The 20,092-nt window shown below is 71.2% G+C and carries 22 protein-coding genes; 14 read left to right on the top strand and 8 right to left on the bottom strand.

All coding sequences use genetic code 11. The features are described 5' to 3' along the window. The first annotated feature begins 47 nt into the window (after positions 1–47). The gene (locus tag ACFW5B_RS23895; RefSeq protein WP_386443048.1) at positions 48–1,742 is read left to right on the top strand and encodes an amidohydrolase; all 1,695 of its coding nucleotides are present in this window, start codon (positions 48–50) and stop codon (positions 1,740–1,742) included. A gap of 166 nt (positions 1,743–1,908) precedes the next feature. Here the strand turns inward: ACFW5B_RS23895 and ACFW5B_RS23890 are convergent, their stop codons facing one another. Next, the gene (locus ACFW5B_RS23890; protein WP_386443046.1) at positions 1,909–2,319 is read right to left on the bottom strand and encodes an organic hydroperoxide resistance protein; all 411 of its coding nucleotides are present in this window, start codon (positions 2,317–2,319) and stop codon (positions 1,909–1,911) included. 127 nt (positions 2,320–2,446) lie between these two features. On the opposite strand from ACFW5B_RS23890, the gene ACFW5B_RS23885 reads away from it, so the two are divergent. The 7 genes from ACFW5B_RS23885 (at position 2,447) to ACFW5B_RS23855 (ending at position 7,601) form a co-directional block, all read left to right on the top strand. Further along, positions 2,447–2,908 (top strand): MarR family winged helix-turn-helix transcriptional regulator, encoded by a 462-nt coding sequence (locus ACFW5B_RS23885; RefSeq protein ID WP_386443043.1) that lies wholly within the window; start codon positions 2,447–2,449, stop codon positions 2,906–2,908. A gap of 270 nt (positions 2,909–3,178) precedes the next feature. Further along, on the top strand, positions 3,179–3,412 hold the full coding sequence (locus ACFW5B_RS23880; RefSeq protein WP_386443040.1) for an acyl carrier protein: 234 nt from the start codon (positions 3,179–3,181) through the stop codon (positions 3,410–3,412). Then, positions 3,409–4,647, top strand: a complete 1,239-nt coding sequence (locus tag ACFW5B_RS23875) for a beta-ketoacyl-[acyl-carrier-protein] synthase family protein (RefSeq protein ID WP_386443037.1) — start codon at positions 3,409–3,411, stop codon at positions 4,645–4,647. The genes ACFW5B_RS23880 and ACFW5B_RS23875 overlap by 4 nt, the downstream gene beginning before the upstream one ends. A gap of 52 nt (positions 4,648–4,699) precedes the next feature. Then, positions 4,700–5,599, top strand: coding sequence for an alpha/beta fold hydrolase (locus tag ACFW5B_RS23870; protein WP_386443034.1), 900 nt, complete (start codon positions 4,700–4,702; stop codon positions 5,597–5,599). 100 nt (positions 5,600–5,699) lie between these two features. Beyond that, the gene (locus tag ACFW5B_RS23865; protein ID WP_386443031.1) at positions 5,700–6,044 is read left to right on the top strand and encodes an ArsR/SmtB family transcription factor; all 345 of its coding nucleotides are present in this window, start codon (positions 5,700–5,702) and stop codon (positions 6,042–6,044) included. Next, positions 6,041–6,289, top strand: a complete 249-nt coding sequence (locus ACFW5B_RS23860; RefSeq protein WP_386443028.1) for an SRPBCC domain-containing protein — start codon at positions 6,041–6,043, stop codon at positions 6,287–6,289. The genes ACFW5B_RS23865 and ACFW5B_RS23860 overlap by 4 nt, the downstream gene beginning before the upstream one ends. A gap of 583 nt (positions 6,290–6,872) precedes the next feature. Next, positions 6,873–7,601: a transglycosylase SLT domain-containing protein gene (locus ACFW5B_RS23855; protein ID WP_386443026.1), complete on the top strand. Its 729-nt coding sequence runs from the start codon at positions 6,873–6,875 to the stop codon at positions 7,599–7,601. A 163-nt stretch (positions 7,602–7,764) separates the two neighbouring features. On the opposite strand, the gene ACFW5B_RS23850 is transcribed toward ACFW5B_RS23855, so the two are convergent. Continuing rightward, complete coding sequence (locus ACFW5B_RS23850) at positions 7,765–7,968, bottom strand: hypothetical protein (protein ID WP_386443023.1); 204 nt, start codon at positions 7,966–7,968, stop codon at positions 7,765–7,767. 706 nt (positions 7,969–8,674) lie between these two features. Between ACFW5B_RS23850 and ACFW5B_RS23845 the strand changes: the two genes are divergently transcribed. The 3 genes from ACFW5B_RS23845 to ACFW5B_RS23835 all read left to right on the top strand — a co-directional run bounded on the left by ACFW5B_RS23845 (position 8,675) and on the right by ACFW5B_RS23835 (position 11,251). Next, on the top strand, positions 8,675–9,328 hold the full coding sequence (locus tag ACFW5B_RS23845) for a transglycosylase SLT domain-containing protein (RefSeq protein WP_386443021.1): 654 nt from the start codon (positions 8,675–8,677) through the stop codon (positions 9,326–9,328). Positions 9,329–9,717: 389 nt separating this feature from the next. Continuing rightward, positions 9,718–10,584: a lysozyme gene (locus tag ACFW5B_RS23840; protein WP_386443018.1), complete on the top strand. Its 867-nt coding sequence runs from the start codon at positions 9,718–9,720 to the stop codon at positions 10,582–10,584. Positions 10,585–10,801: 217 nt separating this feature from the next. Beyond that, positions 10,802–11,251 (top strand): spore-associated protein A, encoded by a 450-nt coding sequence (locus tag ACFW5B_RS23835; RefSeq protein WP_386443015.1) that lies wholly within the window; start codon positions 10,802–10,804, stop codon positions 11,249–11,251. Between the two features lie 86 nt (positions 11,252–11,337). On the opposite strand, the gene ACFW5B_RS23830 is transcribed toward ACFW5B_RS23835, so the two are convergent. Both ACFW5B_RS23830 and ACFW5B_RS23825 read right to left on the bottom strand, forming a co-directional pair. Further along, positions 11,338–12,912 carry an SDR family oxidoreductase gene (locus ACFW5B_RS23830; protein WP_386443012.1) on the bottom strand — a complete coding sequence of 525 codons (1,575 nt, stop codon included), beginning with the start codon at positions 12,910–12,912 and terminating at the stop codon, positions 11,338–11,340. 210 nt (positions 12,913–13,122) lie between these two features. After that, entirely contained in the window at positions 13,123–13,428 is a 306-nt protein-coding gene (locus tag ACFW5B_RS23825; RefSeq protein ID WP_386443009.1) for a hypothetical protein, read from the bottom strand. Between the two features lie 196 nt (positions 13,429–13,624). Between ACFW5B_RS23825 and ACFW5B_RS23820 the strand changes: the two genes are divergently transcribed. Together ACFW5B_RS23820 and ACFW5B_RS23815 are read left to right on the top strand one after the other, a co-directional pair. Further along, a complete protein-coding gene (locus ACFW5B_RS23820; protein WP_386443006.1) occupies positions 13,625–14,650 on the top strand; it encodes an alpha/beta hydrolase in 1,026 nt (341 codons plus the stop codon). Between the two features lie 114 nt (positions 14,651–14,764). Beyond that, complete coding sequence (locus ACFW5B_RS23815; protein ID WP_386443004.1) at positions 14,765–14,959, top strand: antitoxin; 195 nt, start codon at positions 14,765–14,767, stop codon at positions 14,957–14,959. A 282-nt stretch (positions 14,960–15,241) separates the two neighbouring features. On the opposite strand, the gene ACFW5B_RS23810 is transcribed toward ACFW5B_RS23815, so the two are convergent. The 3 genes from ACFW5B_RS23810 to ACFW5B_RS23800 form a co-directional block, all read right to left on the bottom strand. Continuing rightward, the gene (locus tag ACFW5B_RS23810) at positions 15,242–15,445 is read right to left on the bottom strand and encodes a cold-shock protein (protein ID WP_006601696.1); all 204 of its coding nucleotides are present in this window, start codon (positions 15,443–15,445) and stop codon (positions 15,242–15,244) included. Positions 15,446–15,735: 290 nt separating this feature from the next. Continuing rightward, positions 15,736–17,058, bottom strand: coding sequence for a D-alanyl-D-alanine carboxypeptidase family protein (locus tag ACFW5B_RS23805; RefSeq protein ID WP_386443001.1), 1,323 nt, complete (start codon positions 17,056–17,058; stop codon positions 15,736–15,738). Positions 17,059–17,191: 133 nt separating this feature from the next. Next, positions 17,192–17,986 (bottom strand): alpha/beta fold hydrolase, encoded by a 795-nt coding sequence (locus ACFW5B_RS23800; protein ID WP_386442998.1) that lies wholly within the window; start codon positions 17,984–17,986, stop codon positions 17,192–17,194. Positions 17,987–18,190: 204 nt separating this feature from the next. Between ACFW5B_RS23800 and ACFW5B_RS23795 the strand changes: the two genes are divergently transcribed. Continuing rightward, positions 18,191–19,081 carry a PQQ-binding-like beta-propeller repeat protein gene (locus tag ACFW5B_RS23795; RefSeq protein ID WP_386442995.1) on the top strand — a complete coding sequence of 297 codons (891 nt, stop codon included), beginning with the start codon at positions 18,191–18,193 and terminating at the stop codon, positions 19,079–19,081. A 262-nt stretch (positions 19,082–19,343) separates the two neighbouring features. Here the strand turns inward: ACFW5B_RS23795 and ACFW5B_RS23790 are convergent, their stop codons facing one another. Further along, on the bottom strand, positions 19,344–20,018 hold the full coding sequence (locus ACFW5B_RS23790; protein ID WP_386442992.1) for a hypothetical protein: 675 nt from the start codon (positions 20,016–20,018) through the stop codon (positions 19,344–19,346). Between the last annotated feature and the right edge of the window lie 74 nt (positions 20,019–20,092).

Here is a 20,092-nt window from a genome sequence, read left to right as displayed (position 1 = left end):
CCACACTCCCCACACCACATTCCCCACACCACTGGAGCACTCACCCCATGGACCTCAGCACCACCCCGGATGCCCACACACCCGGTTCCGCCGCCGACGGCCCCGCGGACCTCGTCTTCCTCTCCGGTCCCGTGCACACCGTCGACTCCGCACGCACCCGGGCGAGCGCGGTGGCGGTGCGCGGCGACCGCATCGTCGCCGTCGGGCACGAGGAGGACGTCCGCGCGCTGACCGGGCCCCGCACGGAGGTCGTCGATCTGCACGGCAGGCTGCTGGTCCCCGGGTTCCAGGACGCGCATGTCCATCCGGTCGGCGGCGGGCGGGAGTTGGCGCTGTGCGATCTGAGCGCGGCGGACACGGCGGAGGCGTACCGGGAACTGATCAGCGCGTACGCGGCGGAGCACCCGGAGGTTCCCTGGATCACGGGCGGCGGATGGTCCATGGAGGCGTTCCCCGGCGGCACGCCGACCCGCCAGTTCCTGGACCGGCTCGTTCCCGACCGTCCGGTGTTCCTCGTCAACCGTGACCACCACGGCGGCTGGGCCAACTCCTGCGCCCTGGAGCGGGCCGGGCTCACCGAGCGTACGCCGGACCCGGCCGACGGGCGGATCGAGCGGGACGCCGACGGCCGGCCGACCGGCATGCTCCAGGAGGGCGCCATGCAGCTGGTGGCCGACCTGATCCCGGAACCGACGCTCGCCGAGCAGACCGAAGGGCTGCTCCGGGCACAGCGCCTGCTCCACGGATACGGGGTGACCGCCTGGCAGGACGCGATGCTGGGCTACGCCCCCGGTATGCCCGACGCCACCCCCGCGTACGTGGCCGCGCGGAGCGACGGAAAGCTCACCGCCCGGGTGACCGGGGCGCTGTGGTGGGACCGCGCCCGCGGCGCGGAGCAGATCCCGGAACTCATCGCCCGGCGGGCCGAGTTGACGGCGGGGCGGCTGCGGGCGACCAGCGTCAAGATCATGCAGGACGGCATCGCCGAGAACCACACGGCCGCCATGCTCACCCCCTACCTCACCGCCTGCGGCTGCGCCTCCGACAACAGCGGCATCTCGTTCATCGACCCCGAAGCGCTGCGGACCTATGTGACGCAGCTCGACGCCGAGGGCTTCCAGGTGCACTTCCACGCCCTGGGTGACCGGGCCGTACGGGAGGCGCTGGACGCCGTCGAGGCGGCCCGGCGGACGAACGGGCTGCGCGACACCCGGCCGCACCTGGCCCACCTCCAGGTCGTGCACCCCGAGGACATTCCGCGCTTCCGCCGGCTCGGGGCGACCGCGAACATCCAGGCGCTGTGGGCGGCCCACGAGCCGCAGATGGACGAGCTGACCATCCCGTTCCTGGGGCCCCGGCGCGCCGCCTGGCAGTACCCGTTCGGCGACCTGCTGCGCTCGGGCGCCACCCTGGCAGCGGGCAGCGACTGGCCGGTCAGCTCCCCCGACCCGATCGCCGCGCTGCATGTCGCGGTCAACCGCCGGGCGCCGGAGGAGCCGTCGGCGCCGGTCTTCCTGCCCGAGCAGCGCATCGACCTGGGCGCGGCACTCGCCGCGTACACGGCCGGCAGCGCCTACGCCAACCACCTCGACGACGCCGGCAGCATCCAGCCGGGCAAGCTGGCCGACCTGGTCGTGCTCGACCGCGACCCGTTCGACGGCCCGGACGACGAGATCGCCGCGACCCGGGTGCTGCAGACGTTCGTCGGAGGGCAGCGGGTGTACGCGGCCGATGACGCCTGAGCGGGAGGGGTAGCGGGCCGGGCCCGTCGGACACGGTCGGCCGGGCCGGGTCCGGCGGGCCTGTCGTGCGGGCCAGTTCACCGCCCCGCACGCGTCCCGGGCCGCCCCGGCCCGGCGGACCGGACCCGCACGCCACCGGGGCCGGCCCACCGGGCGCCGCCCGTCCCTACTCGATGACCAGCTCGACCTCGATGTTCCCGCGGGTGGCCTTGGAGTACGGGCAGTACTGGTGGGTGGCCTCGACCAGCTGCCGGCCGGTCTCGCCCGCGAGGGTCTCCGGCAGCTCCACCCGCATGACGACGGCCAGGCCGAAGCCGGTGTCGTCCTTGCCGATGGAGACCTCGGCGGTGACCGAGACGTCCTTGGTGTCGACCTTCATCTGCCGGCCGACATTGCTCATCGCGCTGGCGAAGCAGGCCGCGTATCCGGCGGCGAAGAGCTGCTCCGGGTTCGTGCCGGCGCCGTTGCCGCCCAGCTCGGGCGGCATGGCCAGGGCCAGGTCGATCCGGCCGTCGGAGCTGACGGCCCGGCCCTCACGGCCATTGGCGGTGGCGACAGCGGTGTACAGCGCGTCCATCACGGTTCCCCTTCGATAGCGCGGCGGCCGTTCCCCGGCCGCCCGACGGCCACCACAGTTGCACACATCCAAATTGCGCGCAACTAAGTTGTGCGCAACTAAATGGCTCGCGGGCTAACCTGGGTCCATGACCTCCGCGACCAGGCCCCCGGTACCCGACGCCGAACTGCTCCGCCTCGACCACCAGGTCTGCTTCTCCCTGCACGCCGCCTCGCGCGCGTTCGGCGGCGTCTACCGGGACGCCCTGAAGGGCCTGGGCCTGACCTACCCCCAGTACCTGGTCATGCTGGTCCTGTGGGAGCACGGTTCCCAGCCGGTCAAAAGCATCGGCGAACGCCTCCGTCTGGACTCCGGAACCCTCTCCCCCCTCCTCAAGCGCCTGGAGTCGGCCGGTCTGGTCCGGCGCGAACGGAGCACCGAGGACGAGCGGTCGGTCACCATCCACCTCACCCCGGCCGGCGACGAACTGCGCACCGAAGCTCTGCCGGTCCCCCGCAGGATGCTGGCCGCCACCGGCCTCACCATCGAGGAACTGCGCACACTCCAGGGCCTGTTGGGCCGGGTGACGCGCGCCCTGGACGAGGCCTGACCCCGGGAGGTTCCGGAGTCCGCCGCCAGTCGCCCCGTACCTCCCGGCGGTCCGCGGCGTTACGTACGTAGGTGCTTTCCGCGGTGTCCGCAAGGCGAGGTGCGGACGGGTTCTCCACCCCGGTCGCTCATCACCCCATTGAGCTACCAAGGTTGGGGCCTCATCGGCGCAAAGGCGTATAAAGGGTGGTCAAACCAGCCGGAGCCGCCGGTGAAATCCCGCCCACGACGCGGTTGGCAGCATCGCCTACGACAAGCGGAGGAGCGCCACGTGAAAGCGGCAGAAGTTGTCAACACCTTGCTGGTCCAGCGGTTCGGGGTGGCCCCCGCCGACATCACCGACGAGACTCCGCTGCGGAGCCTGCGCCTCGACTCCCTGGCACTGGAGGAGCTCCGCGTCCTCATCGAGGAGCGGCTCGACCTCGACCTCGACGAGGTGTCGCTGACCCCGCGGAACACCGTGGGCCAGCTGGTGACGGCCGTCGACGGCAACGTGCCGGCATGACGGCCCGCCAGGAGCCGTTCTCCGCGGCAGTGACGGGACTGGGGCTGGTGACCGCGGCGGGCGTGGGGGCGAAGGCCACCTGGCACTCCGTCACCCAGGAAACAGTGCCCGACGGAGTGCACCACCAGGAAGAACTGGCCGATCTGCCCTGCGACTTCATGTACACCGTCACGGATCTGGACACCACCGCACTCCTCGGCGTGGCCACCCAGCGGCTGATGGACCGCTTCTCGCAGCTCGCGGTGATCGCCGCCCGGGAGGCCGTCGCCGACGCCGGTCTCGACCCGGAGTCCTGGGACGGCAGCCGGGTCGCGGTGGTGATCGGCTCCGCGCACGGCGGGCTGCCCTTCTACGACCAGCAGCATGTCGCGATGGCCCGGCGCGGCGCCCGCCGGGTCTCCCCCAAGCTCGCCCCGCTGACCGTCGTCAACAGCGCCGCCAGCAGCGTCTGCATGGACCTCGGCGCACAGGGCCCCAGCATGGGCGTGGCGACGGCCTGCTCCTCCGGCACGGTCGCCGTGGGCACGGCCCACCAGCTGCTGCGCGCCGGGGTCTGCGACATCGCGGTGGCGGGCGGGGCGGAGTCGGTGCTGTCCCGGCTGCTGATCGCCAGCGCCTGCCAGATGAAGGCGGTCTCCACCCGCCGGGACGATCCGTCCGCGGCCTGCCGCCCCTTCGACGCGGCCCGGGACGGTTTCGTGGTCGGCGAGGGCGCCGGGCTCCTCGTCATGGAGCGGCCCGAGCACGCGAGCGCCCGCCGGGCCCCCGTCCGCGCCCATATCCGCGGCTACGGCGCATCGAGCGACGCCTATGCGGCGGTCGCCCCGGACCCCGACGGCAACGGCATCGAGCGGGCGCTGCGCAGCGCGCTGGCGGACGCCCAGGTGGAGGGCCGGGACGTCGGCCATGTCAATGCGCACGGCACCTCGACGGTCGTCAACGACCGCGTCGAGGCCACCGTGCTGCGGCGGGTCCTCGGCGAGCACCCGCTGGTCACCTCGACCAAGGCGATGACCGGGCACGCGCTGGGTGCCGCCGGCGGGATCGAGACCGCGCTCACCGTGCTCGCCCTGGAGCAGCAGCTGGTGCCACCGACCGCCAATCTCGAGGTACCCGATCCGCGGATCCCGATCGACATCGTGCGCAGCGCGGCCCGGCCGGCGGCGTTCGACTGCGCCGTCAAGACGTCGCTCGGCTTCGGCGGGCACAACGCCGCGCTCGTACTGACCCGCTAGCGCGCCCCGCCCGGCGCGTCCCCTCCCCCCGGTGCCCCGAGAAGGAACTGCCATGTCCGAGGAAATGATCCGCTCCTTGTCGGTGCGCGGAGTGTCCTTCGCCTACCGGCGGCTGCGACAGCCGACGCGGATCACCGAGCCCGTAGTGGTGCTGGGCGGTGCCCTGCAGGGGATGTACGGCTGGCCGCAGATGGAGGATCACGTGGGGCCGGTGGCGGACGTGGTCACCGCCGATCTGCCGGGCATGGGCAGCGCGGACCCGCTCCCTCCGGGGCCGAGCATCGAGGTCGTGTGCGCGGCGATCGAGCGCATCATCGACGATCTGGACGTGCCGCGGATCAATCTCTTCGGTTTCTCGTACGGGGCCGGGCTGGCCTATGGGTGCGCCCTGCGGTTCCCCGGGCGCATCGCTCGGCTCGCCCTCGGCGGCGTGCCGACGCACATCAGCGACGCCCAGGTCGAGCTGTGGCGGCGGGCGTCCGACCATCTCGTACAGGGCGACGTCGAGGCCTTCGCCACCCTGGTCGCGCAGGGCCTGATGTGCCTCGACGACCGCCGGCACGTCGCCCGCCGGAAGCTGGCCTACCGCTACGTCCGGCGCGCGATGCTGCATGCCGCCCGGAACTCCCAGCACGCGGTCGACTCGTTGCTCCGCGGCATCTCGGACCGCCCGGACTTCTCCGGCGGGCTGACCGGTGTCCCCACTCTCGTCTTCAGCGGCGAGCACGACACGGTGACCTCCCCGGCCCGGCAGCGGGACTTCGCGGCCACCATCCCGGGCAGCCGCTTCCTCACGATTCCGGACGCCGATCACTGGGTGGTGCTCGAACGCCCGCAGGAAGTCGCGGACTTGGCGGCGCGGTTCTTCACCGATGGATCGCTGAGCTCGGCGCCCTGCCTGGCGCCGGTGGTGCGCGAGGAGCCGTCACCGGCCGGCACGGCGTGCGCGTGAGCCCTGGCTGCCCTGGCCCCCGCCCCGTTCCCAGCACCAGCACCAGCACCAGCACCAGCATTCTCTTCCGGCTATATAACTCGAATGGCATGCTGAGGCCATGCCCCTCCCGTTCGACGTACTCGCGGAGCCGAGCCGGCGCAAGATCCTCGACCTGCTGCTGGAGCGTCCGCGGCTGGTCGGCGAGCTGACGCAGCAGCTCGGGCTGAGCCAGCCCGGCACCTCCAAGCACCTCCGGGTACTGCGGGAGGCCGGGCTCGTCCGGGTCCGGCAGGACGCCCAGCGCCGCTGGTACGAGCTCCGGCCCGAGCCCCTGGCGGAGCTGGACGCCTGGCTCGCCCACTACCGGCACCTGTGGACCGGGAGCCTGGACTCTCCCCCCGCCAACGCTGGGAGGTACCCCCGGAAACGGCACCTCGACGCCATGGAGGACGACCCCCGATGAAGCCGCACTCCGACACCCTCACCACCGCCGACGGCCGCACCGCACTGCGTATGGAACGCCGGCTCACCCATCCGCCCGCGAAGGTCTGGTCGGCGATCACCGACCCGGCGCACATCGGGCAGTGGTTCCCCTCCGGGGTCACCGAGGTCACGGCCCCGAGGGTGCTCGCCTACCGCTGGCACCCGGAGGGCACGGTGCGCTGGGAGCTGGGCCAGGGCACCGGCCACGGCCCCCGCCTGATCTGACCCAGACCGGCCCGCAGGGCTTTGACGTGGGTGCCGCGCTGGATGCCTGGCACGAACGCATCGAGCAGTTCGCCGCGCGGCTGCTGGCGGACTGAATTACCGCCCTCGCCCCCTCCCCCCTTTACCGTCGCACAGTCGCGCCCCCTGTGGACTGCCACAGGGGGCGCTTGCGACAGGAGGCCACTCGGCGTCGCCGGCCCTTCGGCACCTGTTGCGGAATTACCGCTTCACCGTGTGAGCCAGGCAACTCCGCGGTGCCCTGAAACGGAATGCGGAGCCCGTGCCGCGTGATGCCGGGCACGCGACGTACGTCACGTACGAGCATTCCTAGTCGGGGCCCTGCCGCGCGTATACCGCGATGTGCGGCATTTATAACGGACATCTCGCCCCATCTCACGAAGATAGGTAGTACAAGGCATCTTTGCCACCATCCTGGGCCCGCGCTAACCATGTTCCGGGTAGCACCGAGAACGACACCGCGATCTCAGCCAGAGCGGCGAAACGCGGCAATGACCCTCGGTCCTCACGCGCCAACCGAAGGCCGTTTCCCCCGCCACCAAGCCCTGGAAGAGGTCACCTCCGCATGCCCAACTTCACCCTGCCCCGCACCGTCCGCATGAGCCGTATGACCCGCACGCACAAGGTCTCCGCGGCGCTGGTGGCCACCGCGAGCTGCGCCGCCGCACTGGCCCTCACCGCGGGGCCCAGCAACGCCGAGGCCACCGCCGCCCACGGCGCCGCCGCGGTCAAGCCGGTCAGCTCCAACGGCCTGCCGCTCACCGCGAAGGACCGCGCCGACAACGGCAAGCAGGCCCAGCCGGTCGCCGCGTCCGTCACCGCCGGCCTCAAGGTGGCCCCGGCCGAGAAGCAGGACCACTCCGCCGAGCAGGCCGCCAACCGCTCCATCGAGCGCAAGGCCCTGGTCGCGCCGAAGGCCGCCCCCAAGGCTCCCAAGGTGCACAAGGCACACAAGGCCGCTCCGAAGCGCTACGCGAACAACCTCGACGGCTGGATCCGTGAGTCGCTCGACATCATGAAGGCCAAGGGCATACCGGGCTCCTACGAGGGCCTGCACCGCAACATCATGCGGGAGTCCAGCGGCAATCCCAACGCCGTCAACGACTGGGACATCAACGCCATCAACGGCGTGCCCTCCAAGGGTCTGCTCCAGGTGATCCAGCCCACCTTCGACGCCTACCACGTCGCCGGCACCCCCCATAAGCTCACCGACCCGGTCGCCAACATCACCGCCGCGGCCAACTACGCGGCCGACCGCTACGGTTCGATCGACAACGTCGACTCGGCCTACTGAGCCGAGCGACACGACCGCCCTCACGGCGGAACAGGACTGATACGGGTGCCGCGCGGCGGCCCCGGACACAGCAACGGCAGTGGCCCTGCCCGCATCCCGCGGGTGGGGCCACTGCCGTTTCGGGTGGCACCTGCGCCGGGCCTCAAACCCCCGGCGCCACCGGTCAGTACCGGTCGCGCCGGGAAAGGCCGTCACCGAAGAGGGTGTCGAGAACCTCGCCGGCAATACGGAGTCCCTGCCGCTCCTTGGCCGTGAGGCGGTCCTGGTGGCGGCCGTCGACCGGCGCGGCGGCGGCTGCACCGGTCGCGAGGAAGCCGGTGACGAGAAGACCGGTGAGCACAACGGAAATACGACGCAGCATCAGCATGTCCCTACGGTGAGTGGTGACGGTGTGCGGTGCCACCTTCCGGGGCGGGCGGCCCGGAGTCATGCGACAGCCCCGGGCGCTGCTGCGAACGGACCAGCGGCACCGCCGTATTGCCGTAGCGGACCGCTCACCAACGGCCGAGCCGGGCCACCCTTCCCCGCCACGTGCGGCACCACGCAACAGGGCACGCCGATAGTGAATCAGGGCACAATTACCCGCCCTATTGGCGGCCGCCTCAATGCCCCTCGTCACATTTACGGCTTCCCCCTTCCCCGCACCGGTCCCGCGGCCGGATGAATTCGCCGCCACCGGCGGTGGAACCGATACCGTGGGCGGCTAATTCCGGTGTGAGCCAGGCAACTTATCCCCGGGCGCCGAGCTGCCTTTTGAGGGCGTTATCGGGTGACCCGAGGCACGCGATGTATGTCACTTACGAGCCTGCCTAGTCGATATCCATGCGCCCGTTCCGGGCCAACGCTGCCAGAAACGCTTATCACTTCAGCGATCCGGGTTTATCTCACGAAGATGAGTAGTACAGAGCACCATTGCCTCGATTCGGGACGGGCGTTAACCATGGATTCCGACGCACCGAGAGCGAGCTTGCGAATAGCGCCCAACGGCGCACGCAGCAAAGACCTCCGGTTCGTAACGCGCCGCCAACAAATGGCCGCCTCCCCGTCCCCGTACCTGGAAGAGGTCACTCTGCATGCCCAGCTTCACCCTGCCCCGCGCCGCCCGGATCACCCGCATCACCCGTACCCACAAGGTCGCCGTGGCCGTTCTGGCCGCCGCGGGTGCCACCTCGGGCCTGGCCCTCACCTCGGCTCCGGACACCGCTCAGGCCGCTTCTGAGCACTCCCCCGCCGCGGTCAAGCCGGTCAGTGCGAAGGGCCAGCCGGCCAAGGCGGACGACGCCAGGACCGGCCGTCCGGTGACCGCCTCGGTCGCCGACCACGTGAAGGTCACCGCAGTCGAGAAGCAGCACAGCGCCCAGCAGGCCGCCAACCGCTCCGCCGAGCGCAAGGCCGTCAAGGACTACCCGAACAACCTGGACGGCTGGATCCGCGAGTCGCTGGCCATCATGAAGGCCAAGGGCATCCCGGGCTCCTACGAGGGCCTGCACCGCAACATCATGCGGGAGTCCGCCGGTGACCCCAACGCCGTCAACGACTGGGACATCAACGCGATCAACGGCGTGCCCTCCAAGGGTCTGCTCCAGGTGATCCAGCCCACCTTCGACGCCTACCACGTCGCCGGCACCCCCCATAAGCTCACCGACCCGGTCGCCAACATCACCGCCGCGGCCAACTACGCGGCCGACCGCTACGGCTCGATCGACAACGTCGACTCGGCCTACTGAGCCGACGGAGCCGAAGAGCCGTCACCGGCACCCCAGGCCGGCCCAGCCAGATGAGGCGACGGACATGACGGACCACACAGACGAGCCGGAAGGCTCGGTATAGAGCAGCTTGCGAAGCGGCGGAATGGCGCGTTTTCGCCGCTGCGCGGTGGAGCGGGTCCTGGCGAGAGCCGGGGCCCGCTCCGCTCGTCCCTGCGACCCGGAGGCCCGGCACGGGGGCGTGCCTGACCGCTTCCGCCCGCCGGACGGGTGAGATGCAGGGCCGGTCGGCGGACTGACGGGCCATTGGGTCATAGAGTCAGGCAGTTCTGCGTATATGTCTCTTATCGGCAGGATTCTGCTCAAAAGCTGCCGAACCTGACTCAACCGAAGGCCTTCGGAGGCATGCGATGCCCTTGCGCAGATCCGGTCCGGCCCGCCGTACAGTCCCTCTTGCGGCCGGAACTCTCGTTTCTCTCCTCTCCGTGCTCGCTCTGCCCCTCGCGCTGCCCGGCTCCGCCACGGCGTCAGATGCCGAGAAGAGACCCGCCCACCCCGAGCAGGACTGGATGGGTTCCACGATCATGGCCCACGAGGGCGGCGACCGGGCGGCGGCCGGCGGTTCCGGGGCGCGGGCCTCGTCCAGAAGAGGCGTGTCCGGCGTCGACGTCTCCAGCCACAACAAGAAGGTCGGCTGGTCCTCGCTGCGCAGGTCCGGGGTGCGGTTCGCATACGTCAAGGCCACCGAGGGGACCAGCTACACCAACCCGTACTTCACGCATCAGTACAGGGGCTCCTACAACTCCGGCATGATCCACGGCGCGTACCATTTCGCGCTGCCCGACCACTCCAGCGGCGCCTCCCAGGCGCGGTACTTCGCCGACCACGGCGGCGACTGGTCCAGGGACGGCCGGACACTGCCCGGTGCGCTCGACATGGAGTACAACCCCTACGGCGCGACCTGCTACGGCAAGAGCCACAAGGGAATGGTCAACTGGATCCGCGACTTCGTGGAGACGTACGAGGAGGAGACCGGCCGTCACGCGGTCATCTACACCTCCACCAACTGGTGGAAGCGGTGCACCGGCAACTCCGGCAAGTTCGGCCGGACGAACCCGCTGTGGATCCCGCGGTACGGCTCGTCCGTGGGCGCGCTGCCGGCCGGCTGGCGCTTCCACAGCATCTGGCAGCACACCTCCTCGGGCCACACGGTCGGCGACCGCAACCGCTTCAACGGCTCGTACACCCGCCTCAGGGTCCTCGCGAACGGCGGCTGATCTTCCCGACGACCGGTCCCCGGCGCGCCCCTCACGGCGCCCGGGGACCGGTCGCTTTGTGTCCGTTCGCGACAGCCGTTGCACCGGCCGGACACCTTTTTGGTCAACTCCTCCGGCATCACGGCGAATTCATGTCGCGGTACAACCATCCGCCACCGGCCGCCGTCCAACACTGCGAAATGACCACGCGACGCACTGACCCAACGGGGGGCAATCCATGAAGCGTTCTCGTGCCATCGCAGGAGCCGCGGCACTGGCCGTGGCGGGTATCGCCACGATGGCGACCGCCACCACCGCGTCCGCCGCACCGAAGGCCGCCGCGTACAACGGAGCCTGCGGAAGCGGCTACAAGGTGGTGAATTCCGTACCGGTCACCGGAAAGGGGACCGTGTACCTGACGTACAGCGCCAAGTCCGGAAAGAACTGTGTCGTGACGGTGCGGAACAGCCCCGGCAAGCGGGTGTACATGTACAGCTATCTCACGGCCACCAACGGCAGTTCGGACTGGGTTTACGACAGCGGTCAGTACACCTCCTACGCCGGACCCGTCTACCTGCCCGGAAAGGGCATCTGTGTGGACTGGGGCGGCGCGATCGAGTCGGTCAGCGTCAGCGTCTCCGGCTCCAACTGCGGCCGGATGGCGGCCGGTGTGGTGACCCACCACTGAGCACCTACCGACGGCGGGTTCCCGGATGGCGTCGCACCCGGGAACCCGCCGTCGGCATGCCGTCCATCGGACGTGCCGTACGTCAGTCAGCGGCCGCTACAGGAGCTTGACGATCGATCAGGGCTGCGCAGGGCACCGGCGTCGCTTCGATACTCGGTCGCCGCGGCCGCCGCGATGTTGCGGGCCATACCGCCGAACACCGCGGTGTGGAAAGGCGAGATGGACCACCAGTAGGCATGGCCGGTCAGTCCGTGCGGGTGGAACAGGGCCCGCTGGCCGTAGAGCGTCCGGCCCCGGGCATCGCGGCCTACCGTCAGTTCCAGCCAGGCGAGGCCGGGGAGCCTCATCTCGGCGCGCAGCCGCAGCAGCCGGCCGGGCTCGACCTCCTCGACGCGCCAGAAGTCGAGCGAGTCGCCGACCCGCAGCCGCCCTGCGTCCCGTCGCCCCCGGCGCAGCCCCACCCCGCCGACCAGCCGGTCCAGCCAGCCGCGCACCGCCCAGGCGAGCGGCAGCGAGTACCAGCCGTTGTCGCCGCCGATCCCTTCGACCACCCGCCACAGCACCTCGGGCGGGGCGTCCACGATCAGCTCCCGCCGGTCGGTGTAGAGGCTGCCACCGGCCCAGTCGGGGTCCGTCGGCAGCGGGTCGCTCGGCGCTCCGGCCACCGCGGCGTTGGACCAGCGGGTGGCGACCTCGGCGTCCCGTACCCGGCGCAGCGCCAGTTCCAGCGCGTCGTCGAAGGCGATGGGATGGCCCGGCGGGTCCGGGTCGGGGACGTAACGGGCGATGTCGTGCTCGCGGCAGACGACCTCGTACCGCAGTGATGCGGCGAGCGGACGGGCCAGACCCGGCGGTACAGGGGTGACCAGGCCGATCCAGAGGCTGGAGAGGCGCGGGGTGAGCATCGGCACGGGGAGGATCAGCCGCTCGGGCAGCTCGGCGACCCGGGCGTAGCGCTGCATCATGTCGCGGTAGGTGAGGATGTCCGGCCCGCCGATGTCGAAGGCCCGGCTGACGTCATCGGGGAGGCGGGCGCAGCCGACCAGATAGCGCAGCACATCGCGGACGGCGACCGGCTGGATGCGGGTGCGGACCCAGCTGGGGGTGACCATGACCGGCAGCCGCTCGGTGAGATAGCGCAGCATCTCGAACGAGGCCGAGCCGGAGCCGATGATGACGGCCGCGCGCAGCACGGCGGTGGGGACGCCGGACGCCAGCAGGATGTCCGCGACCTCGGCACGCGAGCGGAGATGGGGCGACAGCTCCCGCTCCGGGACGCCCGCGGGGGTGAGACCGCCGAGGTAGACGATCCGGTGGACGCCGGCGGCGCGGGCCTGCCGGGCGAAGATCCGCGCGGCCCGGCGGTCGGTGTCCTCGAAGCGGCGACCACTGCCCAGGGCGTGCACCAGGTAGTACGCGACGTCGACTCCGGCCATCGCGGTGCGGACCGATTCCTCGTCGGTGACATCGCCGCGCAGCACCTCCGTGCGCCCGGCCCAGGGGTGGTCGCGCAGCTTCTCGGGTGTCCTGGCCAGTGCCCGTACGGCGAATCCGGCCGCCAGCAGCTCGGGGATCAAGCGGCCGCCGATGTAGCCGGTGGCGCCGGTGACCAGGGCCCGCGGGCGCGCCGCGGGCCGCCCCGTCTCGCCTGTGCCGGCCATCTCCGCGGCCTCCTCCGGGCTGGTAGCAGCATGCTCAGCCTGCCCGGCAAGTCTGTCACCGCTTCAGCCACGAGGCATTACGGCACGGTCGGCGGGCGTCCTGGCAGGGCATCCCGATGTGACGAACGATCAGTCCGGCGCCGGAGCGGGGCGGGGCAGGGTCCCGGTCCGAGGGCCGACCAGGGCGGCCGGACGGGCCCCGGCTGTGGGTTACGTCCGTGGCCCGCCCCACCGTGGCCGGGTGTCCCGGCGTGGTGCCGGCCTGCGCTCACGGCGGGGGCCGCGCCCGCTCCCCGGACCGCCGTCACATTCCCGGCCGGCGCCCGCCTCATGGCCGTACGGCGCTTCGTGGTCCGGGTCGCGGCTCGGGTCCAGGCCCAGCATGTCCATCAACAAGGACAGGTCGTCCGCGTTCCGCGCATGGCCGGCCAGCGCCTTCCTGGCGAGCCGTCGTTCCTCGTCACACGGCACGGCGCGCGGCGCGGGGTCATCGGCACTGCGGTGTTCATCGCTCACCGCTGCATTCTCGGCCGGACCACGGGACCCTGCCCGTCGAGCGGGCCGGGGACCGCCCGCTGGAAATCCCCGGGCAGACGCTGCTTCATACGGGTGAGACGAGGCCCGCGCCCCGGCTCCCGGCGGGGGAACCTCCGCGGCCCCTTTTCCCTCTTTATGAGCACTTGAACGTGATCATCCAGCCGCGGAGCCCCCCTTGAAACGCCCCTACGCCGTCGCGCTCGCCATCGCACTCGCCGCTTCCTCCTCGCTGCTCGCCGGCTGCTCGGACGCCGGAAAGCCGGTGGACTTCAATGCCGGCGGGAAGGGCGACGGTGCCGCGCGGGCCCGGCCCGTCGATGACGACACCCTCCTGCCGACCGGCCCGAAGAGCGACTTCCGGATCACCCGGACCCTGGACGACGGCACCCATATAGCGCGGGCGACGCTGCGGGGCCAGAAGTCCGGCGTCACCGGAAGCGTCTGGGTCTGGGCTCCGAAGGAATACGCGGACCCGAAGTACGCCAAAAGCGGGTTCCCGGTGCTGATAGCCCTGCCGGGCGGCCTGGGCAGCCCCAAGGAACCGGGCGGGGTGACGAACTACTGGGTCGGCGGCGACATCGAGCTGCAGGAGAACCTCACCCGGTGGACCGCGGAGGGCAAGAGCCTGCCGTTCATCGTGGTGATGCCGATGCTCAACCCGGACACCCAGTACCACGACGCCAGCGACATTCCCGGCAGCCAGAAGATGGGGGCCTGGCTGACGGAGGACGTCGTCCAGCTGGCCCGGGCCAACTTCCGCACCTTCAAGTCCCGCGACGGCTGGGCCTTCATGGGCTCGTCCTCGGGCGGCTTCGCCGGGCTGAAGTCGGTGCTGAAGCACCCGGACAAGTTCAAGGCGGCGATAGCCAGCGGCCCGGACCTGGCGCCGGATTCGCCGCTGTGGGCGGGCCACCAGGCGGAGAAGGACGCCAACGATCCGGCGAAGCTCGCCCAGCGGCTGCTGCGGAAGGGCGGTCCGGACGTGTACCTCGCCTTCCAGGCCGGCTCCCGGGAATCAGGCAAGGTCACCGCCTCCATACAGCGCTTCCGGCAGTCCTACGGGAAGGGCCCGATCCACACCGCGGTGCAGATCATCCCCGGCGGCCGGCACAACGCCTGGGACTACCAGAAGGGCATGGCGGCCGGTTCGATCAAGTTCATCAGCGACCGGATGAAGGCACCCGTCCCGAGCGGCTCCTGAACCGGGCGGGACGGGCGGCCGGGGCGCCCGTCGGTGCCCCCGGCGCGCGGATGCAGATCACCTGGGAGGGGGCGATGCTGGAGTCGTGGGGGACCCTCGTGAGGAGGACGCATCATGTCCATGATGGACAAGATCAAGAGCATGTTGAAGGGCCACGAAAGCCAGACGGAAAAGGGCGTCGACAAGGCCGGCGACACGGCGGACGAGAAGACCCAGGGCAAGTTCCAGGGCCAGGTCGACACCGCCCAGGACAAGCTCAAGGACCAGTTCGGCGGCGGGCAGGGCCCGGATCAGCCGCCGCGGACCTGAACCGGCGCATCGAACCGGCGGATCGAGCCGCGGATCGAACCGGCGCCTCGCGCGGCGCCGGCCTCACCGTCAGGCCGTTACGGCGCACGGATGATCAGTGCGTGGACCGCACGGCCGCGTCCCCCCTGACATCCGGAATCCGGAAGATCGGCGGCCGGTGCCGGCCCCCGCCGTCGGCACGCTGCCTCAGATGCGCCGACCGGGTGAGACCGTGCCGCGCAGCACACGACGGTGCCCGCCCCGGGGGTCGGGGGCGGGCACCGAGGGGTGCGTCCGTCGGCCTCAGGCCAGCCGGATCTTCTCCGCCTGGGGGCCCTTGTGGCCCTGGGTGACCTCGAAGGTCACCTTCTGGCCCTCCTGGAGCTCGCGGAAGCCCGTGGCGTCGATGTTCGAGTAGTGGGCGAAGACATCCGCGCCACCGCCGTCCTGGGCGATGAAGCCGAAGCCCTTCTCCGAGTTGAACCACTTCACCGTGCCGGAAGCCATTTCCGTCTCCTTCGTTCAATGGGCTCGAATCGGCTTCCGCACGCTGCGGAACCCGGAGGTGATCGCCTGGCCCGGAGACGCGCCACACAGCAAGAACGCCCGTGAAGGCGACACGGGCGTCCGGCACTTCGGAACCACGACAGCTGATCAGGACGCTACACCGAGCAACGCCCGGCAGGCCGCACAACCGTGACGGACGCGTCGCCCTTCACCGGGCAAGGCCATCGGACGTCCTCCGTATCCCTGACCGATCGGATGGATGTACGACATCCGGTGGCGGGTAGGAGGCCTCAGCCGGAGCCGGGCTCGGACCCGGACGCGGACCCGGACCCGGACCCGGACGCGGACCCGGACCCGGACGCGGACCCGGACGCGGACGCGGACTCGCCGCTCGGGCCCTCGTGTGAGAGGCGCCGGCGCCGCCACAGCACCGTGCCGAGCCCGGCGACGGCGACGACCGCGACGGCCGCAGCCGCGGACAGGAACCACCAGTACCGCGTGAACGGTGCGCCCTCCGCCGCGACCCCGGCCTTGTGCAGCGGCACGGCCCGCGGGCGGTGCGTGACGGGCCGCAGTTCACCGGTGCGTTCATCGGGCTCCATGGCGGGAAGCACACCGACGGCCGCGGCCCGGGGAGCCGCCTCGAATCCCCAGTCCAGCAGGTCGCGGGTCTCCTCGTAGACGGCGTTCCGGCCGCCGGACTGCGGGTTCATCAGGGTGACCAGCAGCGTCCGGCCGTCGCGCCGGGCGGCGGCGATCAGGGTGTTGCCGGCGTGGGTCGTGTAGCCGTTCTTCACCCCGATCAGGCCGTCGTACGGCTTGACGCCGTGTGAGCCGACCAGCAGCCGGTTGGTGTTCTGGATGGTGAACGCGTCCGGGCCGCCGTCCTGCGGCAGCTCGGCCCGTTTCGTCGCGGCGAAGTGGGCGAAGTCCCGGTTGGTCAGCCCGGCCTGGCCGAAGAGCGCCAGATCATAGGCGGAGGAGACCTGGCCCGGCGTGTCGAATCCGTCCGCGGACTCCACCCTGGTGTCGCGGGCACCGAGGCGGCGGGCCGTCTCCTGCATGTCGTCGATGGTCTTGCGCCAGCCGCCGTTCATGCCGGCCAGAGTGTGCACCGCATCGCTGCCCGAGCTGAGGAAGACGCCGTGCCACAGATCGGCGACCTGGTAGGGCGTGTCCTCCCTGAGGCCGGCGAGGGAGCTGCCCGCCTCGATGCCGGCCAGGTCCTCCCAGGAGACGGTGTGCACCGCCCCCTGGGCGAACTTCGGCAGCACCGTGACGGCGAAGAGCGTCTTGAGCGTGCTGGCGGGCGGCAGTGGCCGGTGGACGTCCTTGGCCGCGAGGACCTTGCCGCTCGCCATGTCCGTCACCATCCAGGACAGCGCGGAGACGTCCGGCGGCTCGGGTACGTCCGGCCGGGGCAGGAACTGCACACCGCGCTCGTCCAGCCGGCTCTCGACATCGGCGGATTCGGCCGCGTGTGCCCCGGGCCGCAGATCGTCGATGCCGTTCGGGCCATCGGCGGCTGCCGGACCGGGCGCGGCCCACAGGCTCGCGGCACAAACGGTGGCGGCGGTAACGACTCTGACGGGGGCCCAACTCACGCTAGACATGTGGCCCACGCTAAAAACGAGCGCGGCCCGGCGCCGGTTGGCCTACTCCATCCGATGCGCGGGCGCCCTGGTGCTGTAGCCCGTGGGCCGGGGCCCGCGGGGGGGGCGCCCGGCCCCCCCCCGGCGGTATGGCTCAGGCGCGGTGCTGCTTGAGGAAGTTGGTGATGAGCTGCTGCCACTCCTCGGGCCGCTCGACCATGGGCAGGTGGCCGGTGGGAATCTCCGCGATTTCGGCGCCGGGGATGCTCTCGGCGAGGCGGCGGTGCAGGGTGGGGGGCGCCATGTGGTCGGCGGTGGTGGAGATGACCAGGGTGGGCACGCGGATGCCGGCGAGGTCGTCGCGGACGTCGATCCGGCTGACGAGGTCGGCGTGCTCGACGGTGCCCTCGGCGATGTCGGCGGCGGCGTAGGCGATGACCTGCTCGAGCTGCTCGGCGGGCATGGCTTCCATGGCCTGGGGGCTGAGGGCGTGCGGGAAGAGAAACTCGCTCACCAGGCGGTTGTCGCCGGTGGCGGCGAGCTTGCCCCAGACCTTGACGGTGAGGGCCTGCTGATTGTTGGAATGGGCCATGGTGGCGCTCAGGACGAGGGCGGTGACACGCTCGGGGTGGCGGGCGGCGGCGCGGATCGCGACCGGGCCGCCCATGGAGTAGCCGTGCAGGGCGAAGGTGTCCAGGCCCTCGGCGACGGCTGCGGCCACGAGCTGGTCGGCCAGGTCGTCCAGCGACAGCGGGGTGGTGGAGCGGGGGGTGTCACCGCTGCCGGGGTAGTCCACGCCGACCACGGTGTGGTCGGCGGCCAGGCCCTCGAGTATCGGACCGTAGGTGCCGGCGATGCTGCTGCCGGCACCGTGGGCCAGCGCCAGGCCCGGGCCGGAGCCGAGCACGGTGCGGGCGAAGGTTGCCTCGGGGAGGGTGCGTGCGGACATGAAGTGATCGTTCCTTCGGTTGTGGTGAGCGGCGGTGGGCGAAGGGCGGAGCGGTCACGCCGCTCGCCCACCCCGTGACGGCCGAAAGCAGCACCGCCAGCGGCCGTTGCGCCTCCGCACGGGTGCGGAAGCAGCGGCCCCACCACTCTCCCGGCGCACCGCGCTCCCGGTCAGGCGAGAAATACGGGCATCGCTACCTGCTTCGTGCGCACCCGTACGCCGCAGGCCACCAGCAGCGGTGTCCAGGGGGGGCATCCCCGGCCGGGCGGGGCGGGCACGCCGGGGCGCGGGGCGCGTCAGGGCCCCAACCTCACCTGGGACAACGGCCGCTGGCACGCCCGCCCCGAAGACGACGACCTGCCCAGCTGGGCCGGCCAGTCCGCCACCCAGGCCCGCGTGGTCGCCACGACGAAGAGCACCGCCGTGATCAGCGTGGGCAACGGCGAAATGGGCGCCACGTACGCCGTCGACCTCGACAGTCGCAAGGCGACCTGGCAGAACGACAAGGTGGCGGCGGCCGCCGTCATCGGCGACACCGCCGTTGCAGTCACCAGCAAGGACAGCGTCCGCCAGCAGGTCATCGGCCTCGACATCGAGCACGACGGCAAGCGCAGCTGGAGCAAGCTCGACGGATACGAGCTGACCGTCCGCCCCGCCGGCCCGTACCTGGTCGCCATTACCGGCAGCGACTACAACAGCGGCGACAGCATCGGCGTGCTGATGAAGCCGGACGGCAGCAAGGCCGCCGGCCTCACCGGCGATTCGTCGAGCCTCACCTGCCACTACGACGACGCGTCGGTCACCGTCTGCCAGACCGAGGAGCCCCGGACGCTCGCGCTGGACGCCACGACCGGCAAGGAACTGTGGGGCCTGCCGGAGAAGAGCGGCAACCGTGTCGCCCCCACCGTCACGGCCGCCTGGCACGGCCTGGTCTACGGCACGACCAGTAACGGTCCCGTCGCCCTGGACGCCAAGACCGGCGCCGACCGGAGCACCTCCCCCGGCTCCGCACCGGTCGCCGTGAACGAATACACGGGGGTTGCTCTCGACCGGGCCGACCACCGCACGCTGATCGCCCACCCCGCCACCGGCTGACCGGCACGTCGAGAAAGCGGAGGGGCCCGGCGGCGCCGGGCCCCTCCGTCCTGTGACACCGGTCTCTGACTCCGTGCCATCGAACCTTGAAGGACGCGAGTTCGTGTCATCGAAGATTGATCGCGCTGGTCAAGGACCCGTGCGCGGCCGCCCTGCCCTGTCGCCCCCTGATCGGTCCTCGCCTTCGTCCGCGTAGCCGAACACGCGGAGACCGTTGAGGTCGCCCTCGTCGCGACGCTGGGGCTACGTGTGCGGGCGCGCCTCAGCCGGCGGTGCCGGCCAGGCGACGCATGATCGTCATGAGTTCGTCAGGCGGGGAGATGCTCATCGTCCGACTTTGCTGGTCGCAGTGTGTGATCGATGTCAGGGTGCCGGCGCGCCACCAGAACACCCGGGGGGAGAGGCGTCCGGGGCCGTCCTCGTAGGCGCCCTGCCCGAACTGTGCCAAGGCGTTGACGGCCTCGCCCACGTGCCTGTCGGCGAGCGGGTAGAAGACGAGGTTGTGCCGGTTCGGGACGACGAGCAGCACACCCTCGTCCGGTATCTCGGGGCCGTCGGTGGCCCGCACCGCCTCGTCGAAGACGAGCAACTTGCTGGCCGCGAACACCGACTCCGGGTGGCCGAGGATGTGGAGGACCGCGCCACCGGGGAGATCGACGGTGTCGTAGTTGAGCGGCTCGCTGAGCAAGTTGGTACGCGCGGCTGCCGCGAGGGTGTCCCACTCGACGAGGGCCACGTCGCGGTCACTGAGGACGCGGACGTTGTCAGGGGTATCGAGGGCGATGCCCGCCAGCAGATCCGTGGCCAGCGGTCGCAAGTAGCTGAACTGCCCTCGCGCTTCCTCGGGTATCGATTCCTCGGCGACCAACCTCAGATACACGCTGCGCAGGGGTTCCGGGGCACTGCTGTAGTCGGTGCGGGCTGACAGGTCGCTCATACGCGGCTCCTTGGGTGTGCGGCCGCGGCAGGGTGCCGGGCACATCTGGTCGGGTGGTCCGTCGGGCGGCTCAC

The sequence above is a fragment of the Streptomyces sp. NPDC058773 genome (assembly GCF_042746015.1).
GTDB lineage: Bacteria > Actinomycetota > Actinomycetes > Streptomycetales > Streptomycetaceae > Streptomyces.
Note: the sequence above shows the minus strand (reverse complement) of the source record. Positions and strands in the feature narration are given on the sequence as shown.